Source organism: Desulfovibrio sp. ZJ369, assembly GCF_011039085.1.
In the GTDB taxonomy this organism is placed as follows: Bacteria; Desulfobacterota; Desulfovibrionia; order Desulfovibrionales; family Desulfovibrionaceae; genus Desulfovibrio.
Map to the genome: position 1 here is coordinate 1 of NZ_JAAKEI010000004.1, position 24,914 is coordinate 24,914.

20 protein-coding genes are annotated in these 24,914 nt (G+C 62.1%); 11 read left to right on the forward strand and 9 right to left on the reverse strand.

From position 1 onward, the window contains the following. Positions 1 to 302 precede the first annotated feature (302 nt). Positions 303 to 2,849 (reverse strand): CRISPR-associated helicase Cas3', encoded by a 2,547-nt coding sequence (cas3, locus tag G7Y51_RS01965; protein WP_165174747.1) that lies wholly within the window; start codon positions 2,847 to 2,849, stop codon positions 303 to 305. Between the two features lie 757 nt (positions 2,850 to 3,606). On the opposite strand from cas3, the gene G7Y51_RS01970 reads away from it, so the two are divergent. Both G7Y51_RS01970 and G7Y51_RS01975 read left to right on the forward strand, forming a co-directional pair. Next, a complete protein-coding gene (locus G7Y51_RS01970; protein WP_241160097.1) occupies positions 3,607 to 4,212 on the forward strand; it encodes a potassium channel family protein in 606 nt (201 codons plus the stop codon). A gap of 197 nt (positions 4,213 to 4,409) precedes the next feature. Then, entirely contained in the window at positions 4,410 to 5,435 is a 1,026-nt protein-coding gene (locus G7Y51_RS01975) for an FUSC family protein (RefSeq protein ID WP_165174749.1), read from the forward strand. 281 nt (positions 5,436 to 5,716) lie between these two features. Here G7Y51_RS01975 and G7Y51_RS01980 read toward each other — a convergent pair whose 3' ends face one another. The 6 genes from G7Y51_RS01980 to G7Y51_RS02005 all read right to left on the reverse strand — a co-directional run bounded on the left by G7Y51_RS01980 (position 5,717) and on the right by G7Y51_RS02005 (position 11,357). After that, complete coding sequence (locus G7Y51_RS01980; RefSeq protein ID WP_165174750.1) at positions 5,717 to 5,950, reverse strand: molecular chaperone DnaJ; 234 nt, start codon at positions 5,948 to 5,950, stop codon at positions 5,717 to 5,719. A gap of 182 nt (positions 5,951 to 6,132) precedes the next feature. Continuing rightward, a complete protein-coding gene (locus G7Y51_RS01985; RefSeq protein ID WP_165174751.1) occupies positions 6,133 to 6,636 on the reverse strand; it encodes a rubrerythrin family protein in 504 nt (167 codons plus the stop codon). Positions 6,637 to 7,100: 464 nt separating this feature from the next. Continuing rightward, positions 7,101 to 7,829, reverse strand: coding sequence for a phosphate signaling complex protein PhoU (phoU, locus tag G7Y51_RS01990; RefSeq protein ID WP_165174752.1), 729 nt, complete (start codon positions 7,827 to 7,829; stop codon positions 7,101 to 7,103). Between the two features lie 106 nt (positions 7,830 to 7,935). Next, positions 7,936 to 8,691: a phosphate ABC transporter ATP-binding protein PstB gene (pstB, locus tag G7Y51_RS01995; RefSeq protein WP_165174753.1), complete on the reverse strand. Its 756-nt coding sequence runs from the start codon at positions 8,689 to 8,691 to the stop codon at positions 7,936 to 7,938. Continuing rightward, positions 8,691 to 10,523, reverse strand: coding sequence for an ATP-binding protein (locus G7Y51_RS02000; protein WP_165174754.1), 1,833 nt, complete (start codon positions 10,521 to 10,523; stop codon positions 8,691 to 8,693). Before G7Y51_RS02000 ends, pstB begins: the two co-directional genes overlap by 1 nt. 153 nt (positions 10,524 to 10,676) lie before the next feature. Then, positions 10,677 to 11,357 carry a response regulator gene (locus G7Y51_RS02005; RefSeq protein WP_165174755.1) on the reverse strand — a complete coding sequence of 227 codons (681 nt, stop codon included), beginning with the start codon at positions 11,355 to 11,357 and terminating at the stop codon, positions 10,677 to 10,679. 333 nt (positions 11,358 to 11,690) lie between these two features. Here G7Y51_RS02005 and G7Y51_RS02010 point away from each other — a divergent pair, with 333 nt between their 5' ends. The 3 genes from G7Y51_RS02010 (at position 11,691) to pstA (ending at position 14,917) form a co-directional block, all read left to right on the forward strand. Then, positions 11,691 to 12,509, forward strand: coding sequence for a phosphate ABC transporter substrate-binding protein (locus G7Y51_RS02010; RefSeq protein ID WP_165174756.1), 819 nt, complete (start codon positions 11,691 to 11,693; stop codon positions 12,507 to 12,509). A 296-nt stretch (positions 12,510 to 12,805) separates the two neighbouring features. Continuing rightward, positions 12,806 to 13,699 carry a phosphate ABC transporter permease subunit PstC gene (pstC, locus tag G7Y51_RS02015; RefSeq protein ID WP_165174835.1) on the forward strand — a complete coding sequence of 298 codons (894 nt, stop codon included), beginning with the start codon at positions 12,806 to 12,808 and terminating at the stop codon, positions 13,697 to 13,699. A gap of 399 nt (positions 13,700 to 14,098) precedes the next feature. Beyond that, complete coding sequence (gene pstA / locus G7Y51_RS02020; protein WP_165174836.1) at positions 14,099 to 14,917, forward strand: phosphate ABC transporter permease PstA; 819 nt, start codon at positions 14,099 to 14,101, stop codon at positions 14,915 to 14,917. Between the two features lie 39 nt (positions 14,918 to 14,956). Here the strand turns inward: pstA and G7Y51_RS02025 are convergent, their stop codons facing one another. Continuing rightward, the gene (locus G7Y51_RS02025) at positions 14,957 to 16,087 is read right to left on the reverse strand and encodes a TOBE domain-containing protein (RefSeq protein WP_165174757.1); all 1,131 of its coding nucleotides are present in this window, start codon (positions 16,085 to 16,087) and stop codon (positions 14,957 to 14,959) included. Positions 16,088 to 16,245: 158 nt separating this feature from the next. Here G7Y51_RS02025 and modA point away from each other — a divergent pair, with 158 nt between their 5' ends. The 5 genes from modA to phnX all read left to right on the forward strand — a co-directional run bounded on the left by modA (position 16,246) and on the right by phnX (position 21,599). Beyond that, positions 16,246 to 16,998 carry a molybdate ABC transporter substrate-binding protein gene (gene modA, locus G7Y51_RS02030; RefSeq protein ID WP_165174837.1) on the forward strand — a complete coding sequence of 251 codons (753 nt, stop codon included), beginning with the start codon at positions 16,246 to 16,248 and terminating at the stop codon, positions 16,996 to 16,998. 46 nt (positions 16,999 to 17,044) lie between these two features. Beyond that, a complete protein-coding gene (gene modB, locus G7Y51_RS02035) occupies positions 17,045 to 17,725 on the forward strand; it encodes a molybdate ABC transporter permease subunit (RefSeq protein ID WP_165174758.1) in 681 nt (226 codons plus the stop codon). Beyond that, a complete protein-coding gene (locus tag G7Y51_RS02040) occupies positions 17,722 to 18,507 on the forward strand; it encodes an ATP-binding cassette domain-containing protein (protein WP_165174759.1) in 786 nt (261 codons plus the stop codon). Before modB ends, G7Y51_RS02040 begins: the two co-directional genes overlap by 4 nt. A 392-nt stretch (positions 18,508 to 18,899) precedes the next feature. After that, positions 18,900 to 20,639: a sulfoacetaldehyde acetyltransferase gene (gene xsc, locus G7Y51_RS02045; RefSeq protein WP_165174760.1), complete on the forward strand. Its 1,740-nt coding sequence runs from the start codon at positions 18,900 to 18,902 to the stop codon at positions 20,637 to 20,639. 126 nt (positions 20,640 to 20,765) lie between these two features. After that, entirely contained in the window at positions 20,766 to 21,599 is an 834-nt protein-coding gene (gene phnX, locus G7Y51_RS02050; protein ID WP_165174761.1) for a phosphonoacetaldehyde hydrolase, read from the forward strand. A 90-nt stretch (positions 21,600 to 21,689) separates the two neighbouring features. Here phnX and G7Y51_RS02055 read toward each other — a convergent pair whose 3' ends face one another. After that, complete coding sequence (locus tag G7Y51_RS02055) at positions 21,690 to 23,072, reverse strand: sigma 54-interacting transcriptional regulator (protein ID WP_165174762.1); 1,383 nt, start codon at positions 23,070 to 23,072, stop codon at positions 21,690 to 21,692. Between the two features lie 540 nt (positions 23,073 to 23,612). Between G7Y51_RS02055 and G7Y51_RS02060 the strand changes: the two genes are divergently transcribed. Beyond that, the gene (locus G7Y51_RS02060) at positions 23,613 to 24,836 is read left to right on the forward strand and encodes a GGDEF domain-containing protein (protein WP_165174763.1); all 1,224 of its coding nucleotides are present in this window, start codon (positions 23,613 to 23,615) and stop codon (positions 24,834 to 24,836) included. Positions 24,837 to 24,914: the final 78 nt, after the last annotated feature.

Consider the following 24,914-nt stretch of genomic DNA (forward strand, 5'->3'; position numbering starts at 1 on the left):
CTTGCAGGCGTATAACCAAAGATATCAGCCAACTGCTGTCTAGTGGCCTGTTTTGCCAGGTAAGCCTTCACGACGATAGTACGAATATTTTCAGGAGCGAACTTCATAGAACAAGTTTAGATTTTTTATGTAAAAAATTAAAGTTAAAATGCTCTAGAGCATTTTGCTTTTGAAATTATTCAATTTCAAAAGCGGCGCTGCCATCATTTCGCCTGAAAAGCGTGGTTTTCAGGCTCATTCGGCGCGGGCGTCCGCTCCCGCGGCCGCCAGAGCGTTTAGCTCATTTCATGAGCAAAACGCTCTCAGTCATTTTTGAACAGGCGCACACCCAGATCGGGATCCCACAACAGACGATACTCCGATTTCAAACCCCGCAGGGACAGCACGCCCTTTTCCTCCAACAGAGCCAGGGCATCCACATGATTGCGCTGCAAAAACGGCGCGGGAGCAAGATCCAGGCAATAGGCGGGCAAGCGCAGGCTGTTGCGCGCCAGAGCGCGCGCCGCCTGCAGATCAAAGCGCGCCCGGCTTTTGCCCTCCGGCAGGCGCACGCTTTCGCCGTTGAGCAGCGTGCAGGTTTGGCCTTGCCTGCGCGCACAGAGGGCGACGACCCGGGTTTCGTACCCGCTGTTGCGGGTCAGGGGACCTTCCCGATCCTCCTGCGAGAGATTCCAGATATTGCTCTGCAGGGCGGCCATCTGTTTTGCGGCAAAGTTCCTGCCGTCGGCCTCGTCGCGCAGGCGCTCCCAGGCGGAGGGCAAGGCCTTGTCCTCCCAGGTATGCGCCAGGATGTCCCGGATGTCCGACGGCAGGCTCAGCTCGTCAAGCGCGCTCCAGACTTCCAGGCTGCGCAACAGGGCATAGGGCGCATAGACATGAGCCTTGGGGCCCAGGGCGGCCAGAATGCTCCGTTCATCAAATCCGCGCAGATCATTCAGGCTTGCCGCTTCCTCCACCAGCAGACAGCGCGGCGGCCAGCGTCGCGGGCCGCGCTCATGCCGCTGCAGACGGCCCAGGCGTTGCAAAAGCATGTCCGAGGGCGCGAGCTCGGTGATCAGCAGATCCGCGTCGATGTCCACGCTCTGCTCCACAATCTGGGTTGAGACCAGAATGCCGCCGCGAGGCCCGGATCCGCTCCTGCCCAGGCGATCCAGCCAATGTTTTTCCAGCTCCTGGCGTTTGAAATACGGAAAGCGGGAATGCAGCAGGCCAACAGGAAAGGCGGGCGCGTCAGCGGCCAGCTCCTGCCGGGTTTGCTGGGCGCTCTCCACCGTATCGCAGACCCAGAGCACGGCCGCGCCCTGCGCCGCGGCCTCGCGGGCGCGCCGCAGCAGTTCCGCGCGCGACGCAAAGGCTATGCGCACGGTTTTGTCCTTGGGCGGCGGCGCGGGATGCGCGTCTGGCGCGGCAGCGCCATCGGGCCTGGCGGTAAGCAGGGGGTAGGGCTCGGAGGCCGCCTCGTCCGGCGGCGCGGCGCCGAGCAAGCGGGCGCGCGCCTGGGGGGTGAGCGTGGCGGAAAGAATGATCAGCGTGCAGCCCAGCGGGATCAGCTCTTGGCACAAATTTTCGATCAGCGTGCCGGTGTACACGTCATAGGAATGCACTTCATCCAGAATTACCACCTTTCCGGCCAGGGCGAAACGCCGCACGAAAAAATGCCTGGCCGCCACCACGGAAAGCAGAGCCTGATCCACGGTGCCTACGCCCAGCGGGGCCAGCAAGGCGCGCTTGGAAGAGGCGAACCAGCGCCGGTTGGCGTCCGGCTCGCCGCCCGGCTCGCCGTCCCGATCCACCTCGCCGCCTGTGGGTTGGGCGCAGTCCTCGCGCAGCCAGGAGGAGGCATGGATCAACTGCGGATTGTGCCGCAACGTGGCCTCCTGCGGGCAGGCGCGGCGGCAAAACTGCTCCAGGCGTTCATGCATGCGGTTGCTGGTGGCCTGGGTGGGCAGGGCAAAATATATGCCCGTGGAACGGCCCTGCTCCAGCAGCCTGTAGGCCGCGTACAGCGCGGCCTCGGTCTTGCCCTGACCCATAGGCGCTTCCAGCACATACACGCCTGGGCCGGTAATGACCTCCCCTGCCAAACGCTGCACGGCATAGGGCGGGCAATCGAATAAATCCTCAAAGCTCAGGCCCCGCCGCACGGACAGAGGCCCCAGGCCCAGCCCGCCCACGGCCTGCCGGGCCCGGCAGGCGGCCTCAGCCTGAGGCAAAGAGCAATCAGGAGGGAAAAAACGCTCGTCCGAGCCCAGCCAGTCCGCCAGGCTGACCAGCCCGGCCAGAAACCAGAGTCCGGGCCAGGCCGGATCGGCATCCGGCAGACGCGGGCATTGCCAGGCCTGCCAGGCCTCTTCCAGCGCACAGCGGCGGGCGGCTTCCCAATCCACCTGCGTGGCGGGATCGGATTTTTCCGGCGGCGGGGGCAAACCGGGCTCAGTGGGGCGCACCGTTCTTCCGTGGTGCGAGCCGATGGCCGCGGCCCAGGAAGACGCGCCCTGATCCCCGCAAACGGCCCGTTCCGTCAGGAAGCGCGCCAGGCTCTCGTTGGTCAGCTCGCCGTGCGCGCGGGTACGGCGTGCCCAGTCTCCGGCCGCGGCCAGTTCCAGCCAGCCCTGCTCCGCCAGCCAGGGACGGCATTTGCTTTGAAAATCCCGGCTGATCTTGCCCACATCATGACACGCCGCCAGAAAGGCGGCCTGATCCGCCGTCAGCCCCAGGCGCGCCAGCACACAGGCATAGCGTTGGGCCAGCACCGCCGCCACCAGGGCCACATTGCGCAGATGCTCGGCCACACAAATGCCCGGCTGCCCGTCAGCCGCGGTTTTTGCCCAGAAACGCAGTTCTTCCATGCGACGCCGCCTTTTGGAAACTGCTGCAAGCAAAGATTTGCCGCACCGGCGCTCAGGCAGGCGCGGATTTCAGACTGTGCCGGGCGGCAGAAAGGGGCCGCACAGACGCACCGCCACCCGCGCGCCAGCCCGCGCAAAGAGCGTTGGCATGCGGCGCGAGCCCGTCCAGGCTCTTTGAACGCCAATCCTGCCGCTGGCTGCTGGGGCATGACGAAGCATGAGGCACAGTATGATTTTCGATACTGGTCAGTATAGTAAAAAAAGCGGCTAAAAACAAGCGCAACTAGAGCATATTGCTTTTGAACTTATTCAATTTCAAAAGCAAAATGCTCTAGCTGGCATTCCACCAGCCGATTGTCCCGTCAGCCAAGCGAGAAACAGCCGCAACGGCAAACTTTCGACCGGACGGGTGCTCAAGTATACCACGCCACAGCGAATCAATGGACAGCTCCACTGTCTGCGCGGCTGGGCAGAAGAGCATATCCGGGCCGCTTTTCCGGGTAGTTTTATAAGCCTCACGCCCGTGCGGTTGGCTCGCGCTGCTTCTCTTTGCAGTGGCGGCGCGCTTTTTTTTGCAAAATCGCCAGCAAGAGCGCGGAAGATCCTACAAAAAACTTGCCGCTTTCTGCCGAGCTCTATAGTATCAGCAGACATATTTGTGAGGTGAATCATGAATCAAAAAATTTCGGCATTCAGAAAAAGACTTTATACATACCGTTTTGAATTGCTCCTGACTTCGTTGCTCTGCGTTTTTGTCTTGAACATCTTTTTTCCGGACAATATTTACGGCGGCATGGCTCAGGCCGTGTATCTCCCTTTTCAGCTTCTGGCCGCCACAGTGCTTTTTGAATCCAAGAAAAGCATTTTATGGCTGGTGCTGCTCTTCGGCGTGCTGCTGGTGGGCTGCCGGGCCTTGGATCTCTTTTTCACCAGGAACATCCAGAACGAGCTTTTGCTGCTCTATATCTGCTTTTTCGGCAGTGTGACGCTGGAGGTCTTTCGACAGATCTACCACGCCGACATGGTCACCACCAAGATCGTTATTGCGGCGGTGTGCGGCCTGCTGTTGCTCGGCTACTGCGGCTTTTACATCTTTCTGACCATCGAATTTCATGAGCCGGGCTCCTTCAATAATCTCGGTCCCGGCGTGCAGGCCATGAATGATCTCTTTTATTTCAGCTATATAACCATCCTCACAGTGGGCTACGGCGACATCACCCCGCACACCTGGATCGCCAAAAACGCCACCGTGCTGGTGGCCTTGACGGCCTACATCTACTCGCTGGTGGTCATTGCCACTATTGTGGGCGAGGCCGTGCATGTCAGGAAAAAAAGCGTAGCTGCGACGGAGCGGAAATCATAAAATGTTTGCCGCCTTTTTCCAGGCCGCGTTGCGCCATGCTTCGCAGAGGCCCGGCCCACGGATGCGGCCGGACGGGCACGCAGCCGCGCGGCCCGGACTGGGCGCGGGCACGCATTTTTTCTTCTGAATGAAGTATGAAAAGAGGCATCCCTGAACATGACTGTCTTCAAACAAGGCCGCGCGCGGCCGGAGGATATATGAGGCATGCGCCCACTGAAAAAAAAACCGCCGAAACCGCGGTCAGAGGCCTTCTGTTTGCCGTGGCCCTGGTGCTGCCCGTGCTGCTGGGCGTGTTTTTTCAGGCTTTTTCCCTTGTTTCCACGGCTTCGTTCGGGGCCATGTTCGCCCTGCTGATCGCGCCCAGGCACGGGATCACGGCCCGCATTGCGGGCATCGGCATCGGCGGCTTGCTGGTGGTTCTGGCCGCCGCGCTGGGCGTAGCCCTGCACGGGAGGCACAACCTTGTGCTCGTGCTGCTTTTCCTGCTCAGTTGGCTGGCGGCCCTGCCCCGGCCCGATCAGGCCTATCTCGGCCTGATCGTCAAGTATGTGGCCTGCTCCGTGCTTTTGACTTCCTTCGGCATTTCCGCAAGCCTGGTCATGGCCCTGGCCTTTCTTGGCGGCATTGCCCTGGGCATCTGCCTGAGCCTTGTGGGCATGGCCTTTGAGACGGACAGCCCGGAACCCGAACCTTTGGACGAATTCAAAGCCTTTATGCACGGGGCCACCAACGGCCGCCTGTTCGGGGTGGCCGTGCCGGTGACGGTGCTGGCCTCCACCCTGGCGGCGCGGTATTTTTCCTTCAGCGACCCGGCCTGGGTCGGCCTGACCGTGCTTTTCGTCATGCACAGCGACGGCGCTACCGAGCTGTTCCGCGTGTGGGCCCGGACCCTGGGCACGCTGGCCGGGGTGCTGGTCTCTGGCGTGATTCTCTACACGGTGGGCAATCCCCTGCTGATTGGCCTGGGCATCGGCCTGTTCGCTTTTGCCATACCCTTTGTCGTCAAAGATCACTACATTCTGTTCAGCTTTGTGATTACCTGCGCGGTGCTCCTGCTCATTGACATTTCCATGTTCCAGAGGGGCGGGGATTTTCCCCTGCTGCGCTGGCGGCTCATCGACACGGTGATCGCCTGCGCCTGGGTCCTGGCTTCCAACCTCACGCTGCGTCTGATCCGTTGGCTGCGGCACCGCAAGGAGCCTGCCCCGGCCCCGAAAGCCTGAACAGAGCATGCCCATGCCTTGGGCGCGCAGGCAAGCTTTCAGACCCGGCGCGCTGCGGCTGAACGCGGTCTGCCTGTGGGGAAGCAGCGCTCCCGCCGCCGGACGTAAAAAGGCGGCTTTGCATGGTTACTGAGGGCTGACTCTAGAGCAGATTACCTTTGACTTTTTATGAAAGTCAAAGGTGGCATTCAGGCGAAAAACGCGGTTTTCGCCTGAATGTACGCCGCGTTGCGGCGGCTGCCGCTTTCGCGTCAGCAGAGCATTTTCAAAGAGAAAATGCTCTAGACCCGCCCGCTGCCCTTGCAGACCGGACAAGGCGTGCTGTTGCCGCAATGCGGGCAACTCACGGGCGTCACCCGGCCGTTGCCCCGGCAGCGCGGGCACGGCTGATCGCCATACTCCGTGCGCGCGACGCCCTTGCCGCTGCAATCGGGACAAAGCGGCTTGCGCTGGCCGTTCCAACACGCGCCGCAGGAAATTCTGCCGCTGCCGTCACATTTGTTGCACAGTTGCATCTGCTCACTCCGAAATAGGAAAATGAAGAGGGACACACCCGCCGCCTGCGGCCGCGGGCAACAGGGAACAGACCGGGCGCAATATCCTATCTACCCAGAATACCAAGTATAACGGAAGGAACCGCCTTGCGGCGGCTCCTCTACCCATCATAATCCCTATGCGCGTCCAAACGCGGAAGGCTCTAGTTGCAGCCCTCTTCAACCTTGAAGAACGCCGCCGCGCCCGCGCCGCACACCGGGCAGGAATCACACGGACCTTCATGCGTGTAGCCGCAGATTTTGCAGACATAGTAATCGGTCTTGGGCAGGCCCGAAGGATTGGCAATGGCTTTCTTGTACAGATTGGCGTGCACTTCTTCCACTTTGTTGACAAAGTCGAAATACTTGGCAACCGCGGTCTGGCCTTCGGCCTGGGCGTCCTTGATCATTTCAGGATACATCTTGGTGAATTCGTAGGTTTCCCCTTCCAGGGCAGCCTGAAGATTGGCGGCAGTGTCGCCGATCTTGCCCGCATTTTTGAGGTGGGCATGGGCATGGATGGTTTCAGCGGCGGCAGCCGCGCGAAAAAGTTTGGCCACCTGGGGCAGGCCTTCCTTTTCGGCCACCTGGGCAAAAGCGAGGTATTTGCGGTTGGCCTGGGATTCGCCGGCAAAGGCAGCCATGAGGTTTTCCTGCGTTTTGCTCATTACATTCTCCTTCTCATATGATTGTTGGCATGTTATTTATTAAGAACAATTCCTGTTTATCGAAAGCTGCGGGCATTGTAAAGTGTTTTCGACGATTTTTTATGCGCGCAGAGAAGGATCCCGCTGTTCTCGGCTTCTAGGGCGTGTTAGCACTATTCTGCGCATTCTTAACTATTTTAAAGAGTTCAACGAAAATCCTTTCCCGGCAGAATTACGAGGCAGTGTTCCGAAACAACAAGACTTTTTCTGATAAGTGTGAACACGCCCTAGAGCATTTTGCTTTTGAAATTATTCAATTTCAAAAGCGGCGCTGCCATCATTTCGCCTGAAAAGCGTGGTTTTCAGGCTCATTCGGCGCGGGCGTCCGCTCCCGCGGCCGCCAGAGCGGTTGCCGTTTTCAACAGCAAACCGCTCTATCCTTCAAGATGCGCCTCCATCGAGATCCCGAAGCCGCGAAAGCCCCTTTACTCCCGCCCGTCCTCTTTCTCCGGCGCGAACTGCGCGGCCTGCGGCCCGTCGCTCATTTCGCCGTGATGCTTGAGGGTCAGCCCCTGATTGATGAAATACACATGCTCGGCAATATTGATGGAGCGCCGCCAGATTCGCGTCAGCGAACGGGTGACCAGAATGATGTGCATGGCCAGATGCGGCTCCAGATCCGCCTTTGGCCCGGAAAGCCGTTCCATGATGCGCTGGATGATCCGCACCTCGCACTGCACGGCCTCGTCTTCTCCCAGACTCATGGCCAGAGCGGCTTCGGCGTCATTGGCGCGAAAAATAGTCATGGCCTGCTCAAAGGCCTGACGGGCTTTGTCGAACATCTCGCGCACATGGGGTATGACCCCGTAGCCGGGCATATCCTGCATCAGAATAGCCTGCTCGGCCATGCTCACGGCTTCGTCGCCAATGCGCTCCAGATCCACCACCATGCGCAGGGAGCTGACCACAAAACGCAGATCGCCTGCAACGGGCTGGGTGCGCGCCAACAGTCGCAAGGTCATGGCGTCGATCTCGTTTTCCAGCTCATCAATGGCCGCGTCGCTTTCAATGACTGCGGCCGCGCGGCCAGGGTCGTTGGCGGCCAGGGCCTTGCCCGCCTCTTCCAGGGCAATGCCCACGCTGGCGCACATAACCAGAAGCCGGGTGCGCAAGGTCACAAGCATTTGCTGCAACTGATTTTCCTGCCGGTTCATGGGGCTTTCTCCTGGATAAAAATGCGTTCTCAAAGATGCGTTCTCAATGAAAGGCAGCGCGCCTCGCCAAAACAGCGGCGGAAGGAACACGCGCTCAAGACAACCGTTAACCGAATCTGCCGGTAATGTAATCTTCGGTCTGCTTTTTGCCGGGCCGGGTGAATATCACGTCCGTGGCGTCGTGCTCTATGAGCCGTCCCATGTAGAAAAAGGCCGTGTAGTCCGAGACGCGCGCGGCCTGCTGCATGTTATGGGTGACAATGATAATGGTCAACGAGGATTTGAGCTCGTGAATGCTCTCTTCGATTTTCTGCGTGGCGATGGGATCCAGGGCGCTGGCGGGCTCGTCCATCAGCAGCACTTCCGGCTCCACGGCCAGGGTGCGCGCAATGCACAAGCGTTGCTGCTGCCCGCCGGAAAGCCCCAGGGCCGAGGCGTTGAGCCGATCCCTGACCTCATCGAAAAGAGCGGCCCGGCGCAGTGAAGCCTCCACTTTCTCGGCGATCAGCGTTTCATCCCTCACGCCGTTGACGCGCAAGCCATAGGCCACGTTTTCATAGATGCTCTTGGGAAAGGGATTGGGCTTTTGAAAGACCATGCCCACCCGTTGACGCAGGGAAACCACATCGGTTTTGGGGCTGTTGACGTCTTCGCCGTCCAGCAGAATTTCTCCTTCCACGCGCGCGCCCGGCACCAGATCGTTCATCCGGTTCAGGCAGCGCAAAAAGGTGGACTTGCCGCAGCCGGAAGGGCCGATCAAGGCCGTGGCTTTTTGCGGCGCAAAACTCAGACTCACATCGTGCAGGGCCTTGTTCTGACCATAAAAGACACTGACGTTTTGGGCCAGCAGATTTTTCTTCATTACGTTGCCGCTCCATCGGGATTTTTTTCGTCGTGATCCACTTCTGCCGGTGCAAGGGAGAAAACAATGGCCGTGCTGCCGTCCTGCGCCGGGCTCTCGGCGCGTATCCGGCCGTTGTGCCGTTCCACGATATGCTTGCAGATAGCCAGCCCCAGGCCGGTGGAAGCCTGGCCGCGGTGCCGCTCCACCTGGTAAAAACGCTCGAAGACCCGCTCAAGATCTTCAGCAGGGATGCCCGGCCCGTGATCCGTAACGCGAAAGACCACTTCCGCCTGCTCCCCGCTCCCGCTCCTGCGCGCGCCAATCCGCACGGCACTGCCTTCCGGCGCGTAACGGCAGGCGTTTTCGAGCAGGTTGCGAAAGACCTGCGTCAGATGCGGCAGGCTGGCCATGACGCGGCAATCCGAAGGTATATCTTCTTCCAGCCGCAGGTCGCGCCTTTCCAGGGCTTCCCGGCACATGCCGCGGGCCTGGGCCACGGCTTCGCGCGGGTCTGTGGGCGCGAGCTCAAGGCTGCCGTTTTTGCCCTCCAGGCGGGCCAGAGAGAGCAAATCTTCAACCATGCGCGTGAGACAGGCTCCGTTCTTGAGAATGATTTCGCCAAAACGGCGGCACTCTGGCGAGGCGTCCAGGCTGATCAATGTTTCGGCATAGCCCTGGATGGCCGTGAGCGGGGTGCGCAGCTCATGCGAGACATTGGCCGCAAAATCCCGGCGCACGCGCTCCAGCCGCACCAGTTCCGTGATGTCGTGAAACACGGCCACGGCTCCCAGATGTCTGTCCGGCCCGGCAGGCCGCGAAAGGCAGACGGACATGACCTGCCCGGAGGGCAGATCCAGATGCAAATGCCGCTGCACCTTTTCGCCCTGGTCGCAAGGTTTGCCGTGGGCGTCGGCGTACTCGCCTTCCGGCGCGGCCAGCATGTCGTCCACAGCCTCTTGCAGGGCGGGCGAGGGAATGACCTCCACCACCTGCGCGCCCCGCGCAGCGGCCGCTTCCGGAAAATTGCGCGCCAGGGCCCGGTTGCAGCGGCGGATGCGGCCGCGCGGGCCGAGCACCAGCACGCCGTCGCTCATGGTGTCCAGAATGCTTTCCAGCTGGGCAGTCTGATCCGCGGCGGCGCGCATGTGCTGCTCGATATTTTCGGCCATGCGGTTGACCGCCTCGGCCAGAGGCGCAAACTCGCTGCCCGGTATGCGCCGCAGACGGCGCTGGAAGTTGCCCAGAGAAATGCCCTCCACCACGGCAATCATCCGGTTCAGGGAACGGCGCAGCGCGCCGGAGAGCAGGACGGCCAGCAAAAGGGAAAGCGCGGCCGTGAACAGGCCGATCTGGCTGAACACGCTCAGCCGGCTTTCAATCAGTCGCCGCAAGTTTTCCAGGGGGACGGAGAGGCGCAGCAGACGGCCATCCTCAAGGCGGGTGGCGGCGTACGCCAGATCCAGATCAAGGGTCCCGCTGGGCCGGATCGCAAAGCCCTGCCCTGTGGCCAGAGCCTGCTGAATTTCAGGGCGATCCGCATGATTGTCCAGGCGAGTCACAGGCTGGGCCTCGCTGGCCGTGTCGCCCAGCACAGTGCCCCGGGCATCCAGAAGGGAAAGTCGCTCATTCGGCATATTCAGAATGCGCGCCAGTTCCGGCAGGTTGGCCGCTTGCGGGCCCAGTTTGTCCAGAATGACCCCGGCCAGGCGCGTTTCGTAGACCAGGCGCTCCCGCGCGGCCTGCAATTGGCTGCGCTCAAGCCAGGCCTTGCCGTAAATAACGGCAATGCCGATGGAGAGCAGGGACACAAGCAGAACACTGAAAAAAATACGGGTGCGAAAGGAAAACATGGCTTCCCCGGTTTGCTGCTGCAGGAACGCGCAACGCTTCGCGACGCGCCGACAAGTCTACCTGCTGTACATACTGACTGCGTTCTACGTTACTGTTTTTTTCGGATGCGTCCGCACTGGCCGCCCGGCAAAGGAGGCAATGCGGAGGAGGATCTAGGCCTTGATCCGGTACCCCACGCCGCGCACTGTCTCCAGCGTGGCCGCGGCCGTGCCCAGCTTGGAGCGCAGGCGGCGCACATGCGTATCCACCGTGCGGGCGTAGCCTTCAAAAGAATAGCCCCAGACATTGTTCAGCAACTGCTCGCGGGTGCGCACCGAACCCGCATGGCGCAAGAGATCCTCCAGCAGCCGGAACTCGGTGGCCGTGAGAGCCAGTTCCGCGCCGTCCACGGTCGCCGCGTGCGCCTCGGGATTGAGCACAATGCCGTGGCGCGCAAGTCTGCCGCTGTCCGCGGCGCGGTGGCCCCGGCGCAGGACGGCCTTGATCCGCAGCATCAGCTCCCGCACGCTGAAGGGTTTGACCACATAGTCGTCGGCCCCCAGCGTCAGGCCCACAACGCGATCCACTTCCTCGCCGCGCGCCGTGAGCATCAGTATGGGGATATCCGCCGTTTCCGCCTGGGCGCTGAGCTGACGGCAGACTTCAAAGCCGTCCAGACCGGGCAGCATCACGTCCAGAAGGATCAGAGACGGCAGCTTCTGCCGGGCCAGAGCAAGGCCGCCGGGCCCGTCTTCAGCCTCCAGCACGCCGAAGCCCTCGCGCTCCAGATTGAAACGCAAAAGCTCGCGGATGTCGGCCTCATCTTCAACCACAAGAACGGATTGTGCGCTCATACATTTCTTCCCTTGTCACGCCGGGCAGTAAAACAGGCTTTTGCGGCAAAACAATGGTCACAATGTTACAATTTCGCGACAGGCCCGGACTGGCGCAAAGTCCGGCTCCGTCGCCCCTGGGGAGCATTTCGCCAGGCTTCACGCACTCTTCGCCTTTTCGTCGCCAATCTGTAACAAAGCCCGGTCAAAAGGGGAATGCGCGGAAGGGATTCCCCCTGCCGCAAGTCCGGAGCAGAGTACTTTTGAAAAGCCGCACGGGGCACGCTCCGCGTTTGCACGGCTGCCTGGCAGAGCATTTTTCAAGTATCCATGCTCGAAAAAAGGAGATTCACCATGACTTTCGGCAAATTGCTGGCAACGGCTCTGACCGTCCTGGGGCTCAGCGCCCCGGCCCTGGCGGCGCAGGATATTGTGATCAACGGCTCCACCACGGTGCTGCCCGTGGTGCAGAAAGCCGGGGAAGCCTTCATGGCCTCGCATCCCGGCGTGAGCTTGAGCATTTCCGGCGGCGGTTCGGGCAACGGGATCAAGGCGCTGATCGAAAAACAATGCAACGTGGCCATGAGCTCGCGCGACATTAAAGAAAAGGAAGCTGCCGCGGCCGCGAAAAACAGCGTCAAGCCCGTGCGTACGGCCATTGCCGTGGACGCCATCGTGCCGGTGGTGCACCTCTCCAACCCGGTCAGCGCACTCAGCACCAGCCAGCTCAGGGACATTTTTGCCGGGAAAATCACCAACTGGAAGGAGCTGGGCGGCCAGGACGCCAGAATCGTGCCCATCTCGCGTGACACCTCCTCCGGCACCTTTGAATCCTGGGAAGAGCTGGTCATGAACAAGCAGCGCGTCACCCCGGCGGCCCTGATGCAGGCCTCCAACGGCGCTGTGGTTCAGGCCGTGTCCAACAATAAAAACGCCGTGGGCTACATCGGCCTGGGCTATCTGGGCAAATCCACCAAGGCCCTGAAGGTGGACGGCGTGGAAGCCAGCGCCGAAACCGCGATTTCCAAGCAGTGGCCCATAGCGCGCGAGCTGTACATCTTCACGGACGGCGAGCCTGCCGGTGACGTGAAAAAGCTGGTGGACTATCTGCTGGATCCCGGCAAGGGCCAGAAGAATGTCAGGGAAGTGGGCTATGTGCCCATCTCCCGCTAGGGCTGACCATCGGAAACGGTTGGAGCGCGGGCCGGATATGCGGACGGCTGCCTGTGCCGTGGCGGCAAGACATGCCGCCGACACAGGGGCAAGGGCATCCGGTCCGCTGTCGGCAACGGCCCACGCTCAGATTGAGGCGGCCGCCGCGCCGGTGAACATGCCCGCCAGCAAACGCAGGCGAAATGTACTTTCGCCGCCAAGCGCCGGAGCAAAAGCAAGCTGCTCCAGGGCATGGCTCACCGGCCAGGCGGCAGGCCAGGCACAAAGAAAATACGTTTCTCAAGGGGGTCATGCCCATGCGCTCAGGATCGGATCTCAGGGAAAAAATCATCCGCTACGCGTTGACCGGCGTGGCCGGCAGCTCCCTCCTGGCTCTGGCGGGCATTGTGATCTTTCTGTTCATGGAAGGTCTGCCGCTTTTCGCGCATTATTCCGTGTTTGATTTTCTTTTCGGGCGGCTCTGGTATCCCACGGAAGATCCGGGCCTGTTCGGCATCTTTCCGCTGCTTCTGGCCTCACTGGCGGTGACCGCGCTCTCCTCTCTGCTGGCCGTGCCCTTGGGCGTGCTTACGGCAGTGTACCTTACGGAAATCGCGCACCCGACAACGCGGCGGTTCATCAAACCCTTTGTGGAGCTGCTGGCGGCCCTGCCCTCTGTGGTGCTGGGCTTTCTGGGCATGGTGATCCTGGCCCCCTGGATTCAGGAAGTCTTCAATGCCCCCACGGGCCTGAATCTGCTCAACGCCTCGCTGGTGCTGGCCCTGATGAGCGTGCCCACCATTTGCTCCATCTCGGAAGACGCGCTGTACAGCGTGCCGCGCGAACTGCGCGAAGCATCCCTGGCTTTGGGCGCAACCCGCTGGCAGACGACCCTGCGCGTGGTGATCCCGGCGGCGCTTTCCGGCATCGGCACAGCCGTGATGCTCGGCATGTCCAGAGCCATCGGGGAAACCATGGTTGTGCTGATGGCGGCCGGGGGCGCGGCGCTGATTCCCACGTCCCTGCTGGACCCGGTGCGGCCCATGCCCGCGTCCATTGCCGCTGAAATGGCCGAAGCGCCCTTCCGCAGCGATCATTACCATGCGCTGTTCGCCATCGGCATTGTGCTTTTCTTTCTGACCCTGGCATTTAACCTGCTGGCCGGGCATATTGCCGAAAAGCACCGCCAGGCAGGATCCTCCAGCCTTTAGAGCGGTTTGCTGTTGAAAGCGGCAACCGCTCTGGCGGCCGCGGGAGCGGACGCCCGCGCCGAATGAGCGTCCAGACCGCGTTGCGGTAGCCGTTAGCAAGCTTTGCTTGCTTACGGATAGCGACAGCGGTTGCGTTGGCTGGCTGCCGCAGTAACCAGTTGCTGTCTTCATCCGTAGCTTCCTTCGTCGCAACGGCTGAAGCCTGGACGCGAAATGATGGCAGCGCCGCTTTTGAAATTGAATAATTTCAAAAGCAAAATGCTCTAGGCGCAGGCGAAATTTACTTTCGCCGTTACGCTCCGGAGCGAGCGTTTCAAAAGCAATATGATCTAGACCGCAAGGGAGCCGCACATGCATGTTTTAACGTCGTCCAAAGGCCGTGGCGTGCAACAGGCAGTCATGTTCGTCGCGCTGCGTGTGATCGCGGCCTGCAACGTGCTGGCCCTGCTGGGCGTCTGCGCCTTTCTGCTGCACAACGGCCTTCCGGCCCTGAGTTGGGAATTGCTTACCGAGCCGCCGCGCAAAATGATGACCGAGGGCGGCATCTGGCCCTGCATTGTGGGCACGGCCATCTTGTCGCTGGGGTCCCTGGCCCTGGCCTTTCCTCTGGGCGTGGCTTCGGCCGTCTACCTGCACGAGTATGCCGGGCGCAATGGCTTTGCCCGCTTCATCCGGCTGGGCGTGAACAATCTGGCCGGCGTGCCGTCCGTGGTTTTCGGTCTGTTCGGCCTGTCTTTCTTTGTCACTTTCTGCGGCTTCGGGGTCAGCATCCTTTCCGGCGTGCTGACCCTGGCCGTGCTGACCCTGCCGGTGATCATCGGCACAGCCGAGGAAGCCCTGCGCTCCGTGCCCGACACCTACCGGGAGGCTTCCCTGGCCCTGGGGGCCACCAAATCCCAGACCATCGCCCGCGTGGTTCTGCCCTGCGCCCTGCCCGGCATGCTTACCGGGGCCATTTTGGGCGTGGCCCGCGCCGCGGGCGAAACAGCGGCCATCATGTTCACCGCGGCGGTCTTCTACACGCCCAAGAACCCGGATTCTATTTTCAGCGCGGTCATGGCCCTGCCCTATCACATGTATGTGCTGGCCACGGCAGGCACGGAAATAGAAACGACCCGGCCGTTGCAATACGGTACGGGCCTTGTGCTGGTCCTGCTGGTACTGGGCATGAACCTGGCCGCCGTGATCCTCCGGGATCGCCTGCAACGGCGGCGGTAGGCATGTTGCCTGCCGGATGCCTTGAGGCGGCGGCCCGACTCACTCCAGACTGAGAATGACCGAAAAGGCCTTGAACGCGACCTGTACCCTGTCTCCGGCGCGCAGGCGCACGCCGCTGCCCGGCTGCGCGCTTTGCAGGGCGCAGACCTGGCTGCCCTCCGGCAGGGCGGCCAGAATCTCCGCCACCATCCCGTCTTCGCGCACCCGCTCCACCAGAGCGGGGAAACTGTTTTCCGCGGCGGCGGCGCACCCGCTGCCCCGGCGATCGGGCGTGGGCGGATCCTGTTGGACCATGACCCAGGGGGCCTTGACGCTGGCGTTGACCAGCTTGCCGTCGCAAAGCGCGAGGCTGCGGCAGCTTTCATCCGTGATCAGAGCCGTGATGCGCAAGCCCCCGGCCGTGCTCAGCACCACTTCGACCAGCAGGCCGGAACGGCGCAGAGAAACAATGCGCCCCTGAAAGACGTTTCTGGCGCTGGTTTTCATGGGCCGCTCCCTTTGCAGTTGTTCGCGCAAAAGACGTTGCGCCTCGCGCGGATCGCAGCGCACGATGCCGCCCTGGGCAGGGCCTGTTCCGCGCCCCAGAAAAATGTCCACCACCGGCAGCGGCAGGCCCTGACGCGCCAGCTCCAGAGCCCTGCTGTGGCGCAGCGCCCGCGCGCTGAGCAGGCCCTTGGGCAGTCCGCAGGCTTCGCCGCACTGTTGCAGGCAGCGGCGCACATAGCTGGCGTCACAGCGCATCAGTTCCCGGTCAGCGGGAAACAGGGCCGGATCTTCCAGTATCCGGCGCAAGCGGCGGCTTACAGCCAGGGGCAGCGGCACTTCGCGCTGGAATTGGCCGCCCAGGCGCAGCAGGCCGTTTTCCAGATCCAGATCATGCATGCGCAGAGCGAAAATCTCCACCAGACGCAGGGCCCCATAGCGCAAAAGCATGAAGATCAGCCAGATGCGCAAACGTGGCCGCTTTTCGCGCGGGCCGCGCGCCGCCACTGCCCGCTCCCACAGCCACGTCTCCACGGCCAGCAATTCCTGCGGGCTGAGCCGTCCGTTGTCCTGCATCAGGGCCGCCGAATCGCGGCGCAAAAGGCGCTGGCGCAACCAGGCCCGATCCGCCGGGGAGAGCGTGCGCAGCAGCGCGGCCAGTTGTTCACGGGTGTCGCTTTTCTCCATGCTTTTTCCGCCGGTTTGCCCTCATCATACAGGCAGTGCCCCTGTTTTGTACAGCCTGCACGCTTTCAGCGCAAAACGTGAGCAGCTTGCACGCTGCCCGGACTGGGATAGGATGCCGTGACATGACCACCCCAACTGCGCGCAAGGAGAAGAAGCTCATGAAAACCCCGCTCATTACCCGGATTGCCCTGGCCCTGGTCTGTACGGCTCTGCTGGCCCTTCCGGCCAAAGCCTCGGAAATGACCATTTCCGGCGCCGCCAGTCTGACCAACGCCTTTACTGAGCTCAAGGGGCTGTTTGAGAAAGAGCATCCCGGCCTGACGGCGCATGTCAACTTCGCGGCCTCCAATCCCCTGCTCAAACAGATCCAGGAAGGCGCGCCGGTGGACGTTTTCGCCTCCGCGGATCAAGCCACTATGGATAAAGCCGTGGCCTCCAGGGTGGTGGACCCTTCAACACGCAAGGATTTCGCGCGCAACGAGCTGGTGCTGATCGTGCCCGCGGGCGGCAAAAAGCCTGCGGATCTGGCTGAGCTCAAAACATTCAGGCGCATTGCCGCGGGCAATCCCGGATCCGTGCCTGCCGGGCGCTACACCCGCGAGGCCCTGACCACGGCCGGGCTGTGGGATGTGTTGCAGCCGCAACTGATCCAGGGCGCCAGCGTGCGCCAGGTGCTGGAGTATGTGGCGCGCGGCGAAGTGGACGCGGGCTTTGTCTACGCCACGGACGCCAGGCAGCAGGCGGGCAAGGTGGATGTGGTCATGACGGTTCCGGGGCACAGGCCCGTGCTCTATCCTGTGGCCGTGGCCCTGACCGGCAAAAATCCCCAAATGGGCCGCGCTTTTCTGGACTTTCTGCTTTCGCCGCAAGGCCAGGCCATCCTTGCCAGATACGGTTTCTCTAAACCGTAAGCAAAACTCCTCGCTTTGCTTTTTCAGCGGAGAAGGCTACCGGCGCATGAACTTTGATCAGCTTGACATTCTCAGGCCGCTGGAGCTTTCCCTCAGGGTGGCGGGCCTGGCGACCCTCTTTTCCTTTGTGACGGGCACGCTCACGGCCTGGCTTCTGGCCCGCAAAAAGGGAAGCATGCCCGCGCTGGTGGACGCTGTTTGCACCCTGCCGCTGGTGCTGCCGCCCACGGTCCTGGGCTATTACCTGATTCTGCTGGTGGGGCGGCGCGGGCTTTTGGGGCAGTGGCTGGCGGATCTGGGCATCAACCTGATTTTTTCCTGGCAGGGGGCCGTGGTGGCGGCCACGGTGGTGGTCTTTCCGCTGATCTACAAATCCGCGCGCGCCGCCCTGGAACAGGTGGACCCGCATCTGGAGGACGCGGCCCGCACCCTGGGCGCCCCGGAATGGCGCGTTTTTGTGAGCATTTCCCTGCCGCTGGCCTGGAAAGGCATTTTCGCCGGGCTGATGCTGGCTTTTGCGCGCGGCATGGGCGAATTCGGCGCCACGCTGATGATTGCGGGCAACATCCCCGGCAAGACCCAGACCCTGGCCCTGGCCATCTACGACGCCTTTCAGGCGGGCAATGATCTGCAGGCCGCCTGGCTGGTGATCATCACCTCTCTGGCCTGCGTCATTCTGCTGATGGCCGCGGAACTCCTGCTGAAACTGAAAAGGCGGCCCTGGTGATCGCGCTGCGTCTGCACAAGAAATTCAGGAATACGGCCCTGCCCTTCTGCCTGGACGTGGAATACGAGATCGGCGGGCGCGGCAAAACCGCGGTCCTGTTCGGGCCGTCCGGTTCGGGCAAGAGCCTGACCATGCAGTGCCTGGCCGGGCTGATGCGGCCCGACGCGGGATACATCCGGCTGAACGGCCGGACCCTGTATGACGACGCCACAAAGGTTTTTGTTCCGGCCCGGCGGCGGCGCATCGGCTATATGTTTCAGGATTATGCCCTCTTTCCGCATTTGAGCGTGCTGCAGAATGTGGCCTATGCGCGCACCGGCTGCTGGCCCTGGCGGCTTTGCGCCCGGGAGCGCCACAAGGCGCAGGCCATGCTGGATCGCTTCGGCATCGGGCATCTGGCCCGGCATCTGCCGGCGCAGCTTTCCGGCGGGCAGCGCCAGCGCGTGGCTCTGGCCCGCGCGCTCAACGCCGCCCCCCAACTCCTCTTGCTGGACGAGCCTTTTTCCGCCCTGGACCCGCTGCTGCGCCACCGTCTGCGGCAGGAACTTCTGGAGCTGCTCCGGGATCTGACCATCCCGACGGTGATCATTACCCACGATCCCGATGATGTGGATGCCTTTGCGGGCGTGCTGATTCTCTATGAGCAGGGCCGGGCCGCAGTGATCCGGGATTACCCCGGCCTGCGGGCCGGTTTTGCCACGGCCGGGCACTGCCTCTTGCATCTGCAGGAGCATTGCCCGCCGGAGCGCACAGATCCGGCCCGGCCGGCCCGCATGGGCTGAACCGGTTCGAGGGGGCAGCCCCGGCGCTGCGACTCCGTCGGAGCTGCCCACTTGGCAAATGAGACCCGTTCAAAGGAAGACGCAGGCCATCTGTCCGGCAAACAGGACAGATTGGACAGACACTGTATGAAAAACAAGACATTTTTACGATCTGCCCGGCTCCGCTTGACAGCGATTTTCTAAAAGAAGTATAAAATTCAATAAGATATGAAACATTTTGCGCCGGCATATACTTTGCAAATAGTCTAGTAATTTTCACATGCTTCATGGAGGCTCCGCGGGCTGCCCCACTGCCCTTTGCCGCCTTGAGCGCCGTGACGGCGCGGGCCGGCTGAAGGCGGGGCGACCGCGGGACAATCATCACCCAACAGCGCGCAAGCAAAGGAGCAACTATGCCTAAAATGACCCCCAGCGAGGCCATGGCCGAAGTCCTCGTGGAAGAAGGCGTCAAACATGTCAGCGGCATTCTCGGATCCGCGTACATGGATCTGCTTGACCTCTTCCCCGCCGCGGGCATTGATTTCATCTCCGTGCGTCACGAGCAGACCGCCGGTCACATGGAAGACGCCTTCACCCGCATGACCGGCCGCTGCGGCGTGGTCATCGGCCAGAACGGTCCCGGCATCACCAACTATGCGACCGCCGTGGCCACCGCCAACATGGCCCACACCCCGATGATCATCATCTCCCCCAGCGCGGGTTCCGCGTCCGTGGGCTGGGACGGCTTTCAGGAATGTGACACATGGAACCTGTTCAAGCCGATCACCAAGGCTTCCCTGCGCATTCCGCATCCCAAACGCGCGGCCGACGTGCTGCGCACCGGCTTCCGCACGGCCTACGCCCTGCGCGGCCCGGTGCTGGTCGACATCCCCCGCGACTACTTCTACGGCGAGCTGGATGAAGAAATCCTGAAGCCCTCCCAATACCGCGTGGCCCCCGGCGGCATCGGCAATCCGGAGCAGTTCAAGCATGCCGTTGAAGTGCTCAAATCCGCCAAGCGCCCGGTGATCGTCTCCGGTCGCGGCGCTGTGGACGCGGACTGCGTGGACGTGGTCAAGGCCCTGGCCGAGCATATTGCCGCGCCCGTGGCCTGCAGCTACCTGCACAATGACGCCTTCCCGGCGGATCATCCGCTGTGGTGCGGCCCCATCGGCTACATGGGCTCCCATGCCGCCATGCGCATCATGGAAAAGGCCGACGTGATCCTGGCCATCGGCAGCCGCCTGTCCTATTTCGGCACCCTGCCCCAGGACGGCATCAACTACTTCCCCAAGACGGCCAAAATCGTCCAGATCGACATCAATCCCCTGCATATCGCCAAGACCCACCCGATCACCGTGGGCCTGTGCGCGGACGCCAAGGACGCTTCCCAGGAGCTGTACAAGCAGTTGCGCGAGGCCATGCCCAAGCGCGACATCACCGAAGCGGCCAATATGGTCAAGGAAGAACTGGACAAGTGGCACAAGGAAATCGACGCGATCGCCAACGAGCCGGTGATGGAAGGCCGCATGCATCCCCGCAAGGCTCTGGAAGTGGTGGGCAAGTTCATTTATGACAATGACGCCATTGCCACCACGGACATCGGCAACACCTCCTCCACGGCCAACAGCTATCTGCGCTTCCGCAATCCCAAACGCGACATCGCCACCCTGACCTTCGGCAATACCGGCTTTGCCTACCAGGCCGCCCTGGGCGCGCAGCTCGCCTGCCCGGACAAGCCGGTGGTCTCCATTGCCGGCGACGGCGCCTGGGGCATGAGCCTCTTTGAAGTGCCCACGGCCTGCCAGTTCAACCTGCCGGTCATTGCCACGGTGTACAACAACGGCGCCTGGTGCGCGGAAAAGAAAAACCAGGTGGACTTCTATAACAACCGTTTCGTGGGCGCGGACATCTGGTCCAAGTCCTACGCCAAGATCGCCGAATCCATGGGCGCGGACGGCTACACCGTCAACACCCAGGCCGACTTGGCCAATGCCCTGGAAACGGCCAAAAACAACCGCCGCCCGGCTGTCATTGAAATCATGACCGACGGCACCCGCCTTGCGCCGCCCTTCCGCCGCGACGCTCTGGCCCTGCCCACCCGCTTCCTGCCCAAGTACGAAAAGCTGGACAAGAAGTACTTCCCTAAATAAGTAAGAGATCGTACGGCCCCGTCAAACATTCTGGCGGGGCCGTATTGCATTCTTTTTCCGGCGCGCGATCCAGACATTGCCGCCTGCCCCGGCAGCGGAAAATGCTCTAAGGATAAAGGATATGCCATGAAGCCTTTTTTGCGTCGCACAGCATATACGGGACCGGTGCAGGCCGTGATTCTGGATTGGGCGGGCACGGCCGTGGATCACGGTTGCCGGGGGCCGGTGGCCGTGTTCTCCCGCGCCTTTGAGCGCTACGGCATTACGCCGGAAGTGGCCGAAGTGCGCGCGCCCATGGGCCGGGAAAAGCGCGAACATGTGCAGGCCATGCTGGCCATGCCCCGCCTGGCCGGGCTTTGGCGCGCGGCGCAACATTCCGCGCCCGACGATGCGGCCACAAATGCCGTTTTCGCCGCAGTGCAGGAACTGATGCCCGAAACCCTGGCCGACTATGCCGCGCCGGTGCCGGGTTGCGTGCAGGCCATTGCCGCCCTGCGCGCCCAAGGGCTTAAAATCGGCTCCTGCACCGGCTACAGCCGGGATATGATGGCGCGCCTCCTGCCGCGCGCCGAGGCGGCCGGGTACAAGCCCGACGCCCTGGTCACTGCGGACGAGGTGCCCCAGGGCCGCCCCTGGCCGTGGATGTGCTATCTCAACTGCCAGCGCCTGGGCGTGCATCCGCCGGAAGCCGTGATCAAGGCGGGCGACACCATTGCGGATATTGAGGAAGGCATCAACGCGGGCATGTGGAGCGTGGGCGTGACGCGCACCAGCAACGCTCTGGGCCTGACCGCGCAAGAAGCCGCGGCCCTGCCCGTGGAGGAACTTTGCCGCCGCGAGCAAGAACTGGGCCGCGCCTTTCTGGACGCGGGCGCGCACTATGTACTCTCAAGCATCGCGGATTTGCCGGGCCTTGTGGATCAGGTCAATGCGCGCCTGGCGCGCGGGGAACGGCCGTAAGGGATCTTCACCGTAAAACGCGCGTTTCACGGCCAATCCGCTCCAGCCCCCCCCCGACGCGCGGATCGCCCGCGCCGGGAGGCTTGCGGCTCATGCGTGGCGGCTGATGCCGTATTTGCGCAACTTCTCGTACAGGGTGGCGCGCGCGATATGCAGGGCTTTGGCCGTGCGGGTCACATTGCCCTTGTGCTCGGCCAGGCTTTTTTTGATGACCACGGCCTCGGCGTCGGCCATGATCCCGCCGAGATCGCTGGCCGAACCCACGGCGCGCAGGGGCAGATCGGCGCTGGGCAGAGTGTCCGGCGGAAAGTCCTCCACCTCAATGACCTCGCCCTGGCGCACGGTGGCCGCATGCACCACGGCATTGTGCAGCTGGCGCACATTGCCCGGCCAGGAAAATGCGCGCATGGCGGCCTCGGCCGCCGGGCTGAAAAGCACATGCTCCAGCCCCATGCGCGAAAGAAAATAGCGGGCAATGGGCAGGATGTCGTCGGCCCGGTCCTTGAGCGGCGGTATTTCCAGCACAAAGGTATTGATGCGGTAGTAGAGATCCTCGCGGAAGGAGCCCGCGCGCAGCATGGCCGTGATGTTGCGGTTTGTGGCCGCCACCAGGCGAAAATCCACGCTTTTGGCGTTGACCGAGCCCACCCGGCAGATGCTGCGGGTTTCCAGCACGCGCAGGAGCTTGGCCTGGATCTGCGGCGGCATTTCGCCGATTTCGTCCAGAAAGAGCGTGCCCTTGTCAGCCAGTTCGATCTGGCCGATCTTGCCGTCCTGATGCGCGCCGGAAAATGCCCCGCGCGCATAGCCGAAGAGCTCGGATTCAAAAAGATCCTTGGGAATGGCCGCGCAGTTGATGCTGACCAGAGGGCCTTCGGTTCGCGGGCTTGCGGCGTGCAGGGCATGGGCGAAGAGCTCCTTGCCCGCGCCCGTGGCCCCCAGAATCAGCACCGGGGCATCCAGGCGCGCGTAGCTGACCACCTGTTGCTTGAGGCGGCGCATGGGCGCGCTGTCGCCCAGAATGCTGGCCAGCGTATATTGCGGGGAAAGGCTGGCCTTGAAGCGCCTTTTATACTGGTTGAGCTTATGCCCGAGATGCTCGATTTTGGCGGAAAGTTTTTTCAACTCTTCGGGATCATTAAAAATCGCCTGAGAGACCATGCCGATCAAGCGGCCCTGGCCGTCGCGCACGGGGATGCGGTTGACGACCAGCGGCACGGCATTGCCCGGCGCGATCTGGCAGAGCTCGCCCATTTCAGGCCGCCCGTCGCGCAGCACAATGGCCGCGCGTGAATGGGGGATGACCTTTGTGATGTCCTGGCCCAGCAAATCATCGGGCCGCTGCCCCAGCAGATCGGCATAGGCCCTGTTCACAAAACGGATGACGTAATCCGTGTCGCAGAACAGCACGCCCATGGGCAGGCTGTCCAGAATCAGGGAGGTGACCTCGCTGCTTTTTATGACCCGGGACATAAAGGCTCCTCCTGCACATATTGCGGAAAACGTCGCTCCTCCGCCGGCAAGTATATCGTCGGGCGCGGCGTGAGGCAACAGCTTTGCCGCCGTGGGCCAGGGCTGACGCAGCGTATGCGGCAGCCCTGGCGGCGATGCGACAGCATCGCCCGAAGCCGCAGGCTTCATGGAAGCGAAATGCGGCTCCGCCGCCGAAGCGGCTCTTACCCGCGTTTATGATAGCATGACAAATTATTGCACGCACTATCTTAGAGCGTTTTGCTCATGAAATGAGCTAAACGCTCTGGCGACAGCGTTAGCTGGCGCCCGCGCCGAATGAGCGTCCAGACCGCGTTCTGGACGCGAAATGATGGCAGCGCCGCTTTTGAAATTGAATAATTTCAAAAGCAAAATGCTCTAGATGCGTCTGCCCTGAGGTTTTTATTGAGTAGCCTTGCGCCTTGGTGTATACGGTTTTATGCCTTTTCCGCGTATGGTACGGCAGCAGTGTATTTTTTCCGGACCCGGCGGAGGTTCTTGCAGCAGATAACAGGATCCGACATGAAGACCACTTCCCACAGCGCCCCGCTTTCCGGCGCGGAAAGAAGAATCCTCCTGATTGTCACAGTGGCCATCCTGGCGACTGCGGTCTCCATTTTCTGGCTTTTTTATCACTATGTGAGCAATGGCGTGAGCCGCACCGCGCTGGAGAGCTCCGACGCCCTTTTTTCCTATGTGGTGCGCCGTCTCCCGGCCGAAAGCCTGCTTCTTCTTAACAAGCCGGAGGACAACCGGCAGCCGCTGTACAGAGAAGTTCAGGATCTGCTCAAAAGCGTGCGCGATCTCACGTCTGTGCGCTATCTCTATACGACCAAGCTCAACGCCCAGGGCAAGCCCGTCTATGTGGTGGACGGCCTGGAGGAAGACGCCGAGGATTTCCGCCACATCGGCGATCTGATCGAGCCCGAGGTCCTTCCTCAACTGCGTATCTGCCTGGGCGGCAAGCCCGCGCACGCGGACAAGGTTCTGCGCACGGACTGGGGCGATATTCTGCCCGCCTGCACGCCCGTCAAAATCAACGGCAAGACCGTGGGCGCAGTGGTCATGGAGTTCGATGCCTCGCTGATCGCCGGGAGCATTCGCAACGCCCTGTCCTACAGCCTGCTCGTTTCCTGCGCGCTGGTTTTGCTGTTCATCTTTGCCACCGCCTGGCTGCTGCGCCGCCTTTCCGTGCCCTTTTACCGCAAGCTGGCCTATACAGATCTGTTGACCGGCATCAACAACCGCAACGCGTTTGAGCTGGATGTGAAGCGGATGCGCGAGCACGGCGGCCAGGACGGCATGATCGTGCTGGCCTGCGATCTGGACATGCTGAAAAAAGTCAACGATCTGCGCGGCCATGCCGCCGGGGATGCCTATATCTGCGCCCTGGCCCGCCTGCTGACCGAGCGTTTCAAAGATCGGGGGGAGACCTACCGCATCGGCGGCGACGAATTCGCCACGCTCCTGCCGCATGAGGACAGGCAGGCCCTGGATGATGAAATGCGCGACCTGCGGGCGATCGGCAGCGCCACGCTGGTGGAGAGCTTCCCCCTGCTCTTCGCGTACGGCCTTGCCGTCTTTGATCCCACGCGCGATACAGATCTGCACAGCACTCTGACCAGGGCCGACTCGCGCATGTATGCACTCAAGCGGGCTCAGCAACGTGCGCGCGCCGAGGCAGAGCCCACGGACCGGGAAGCGCGCGGCGGAGCCGCGGCAGTCACCACGCAGCACAACCTTTGACCACAACGCATTCCTGACCCGCGCAGCATGAGCCCGCGCGGCCGCGCGCAGGGCAGCGCACTTGCTGCGGCCCGGCAT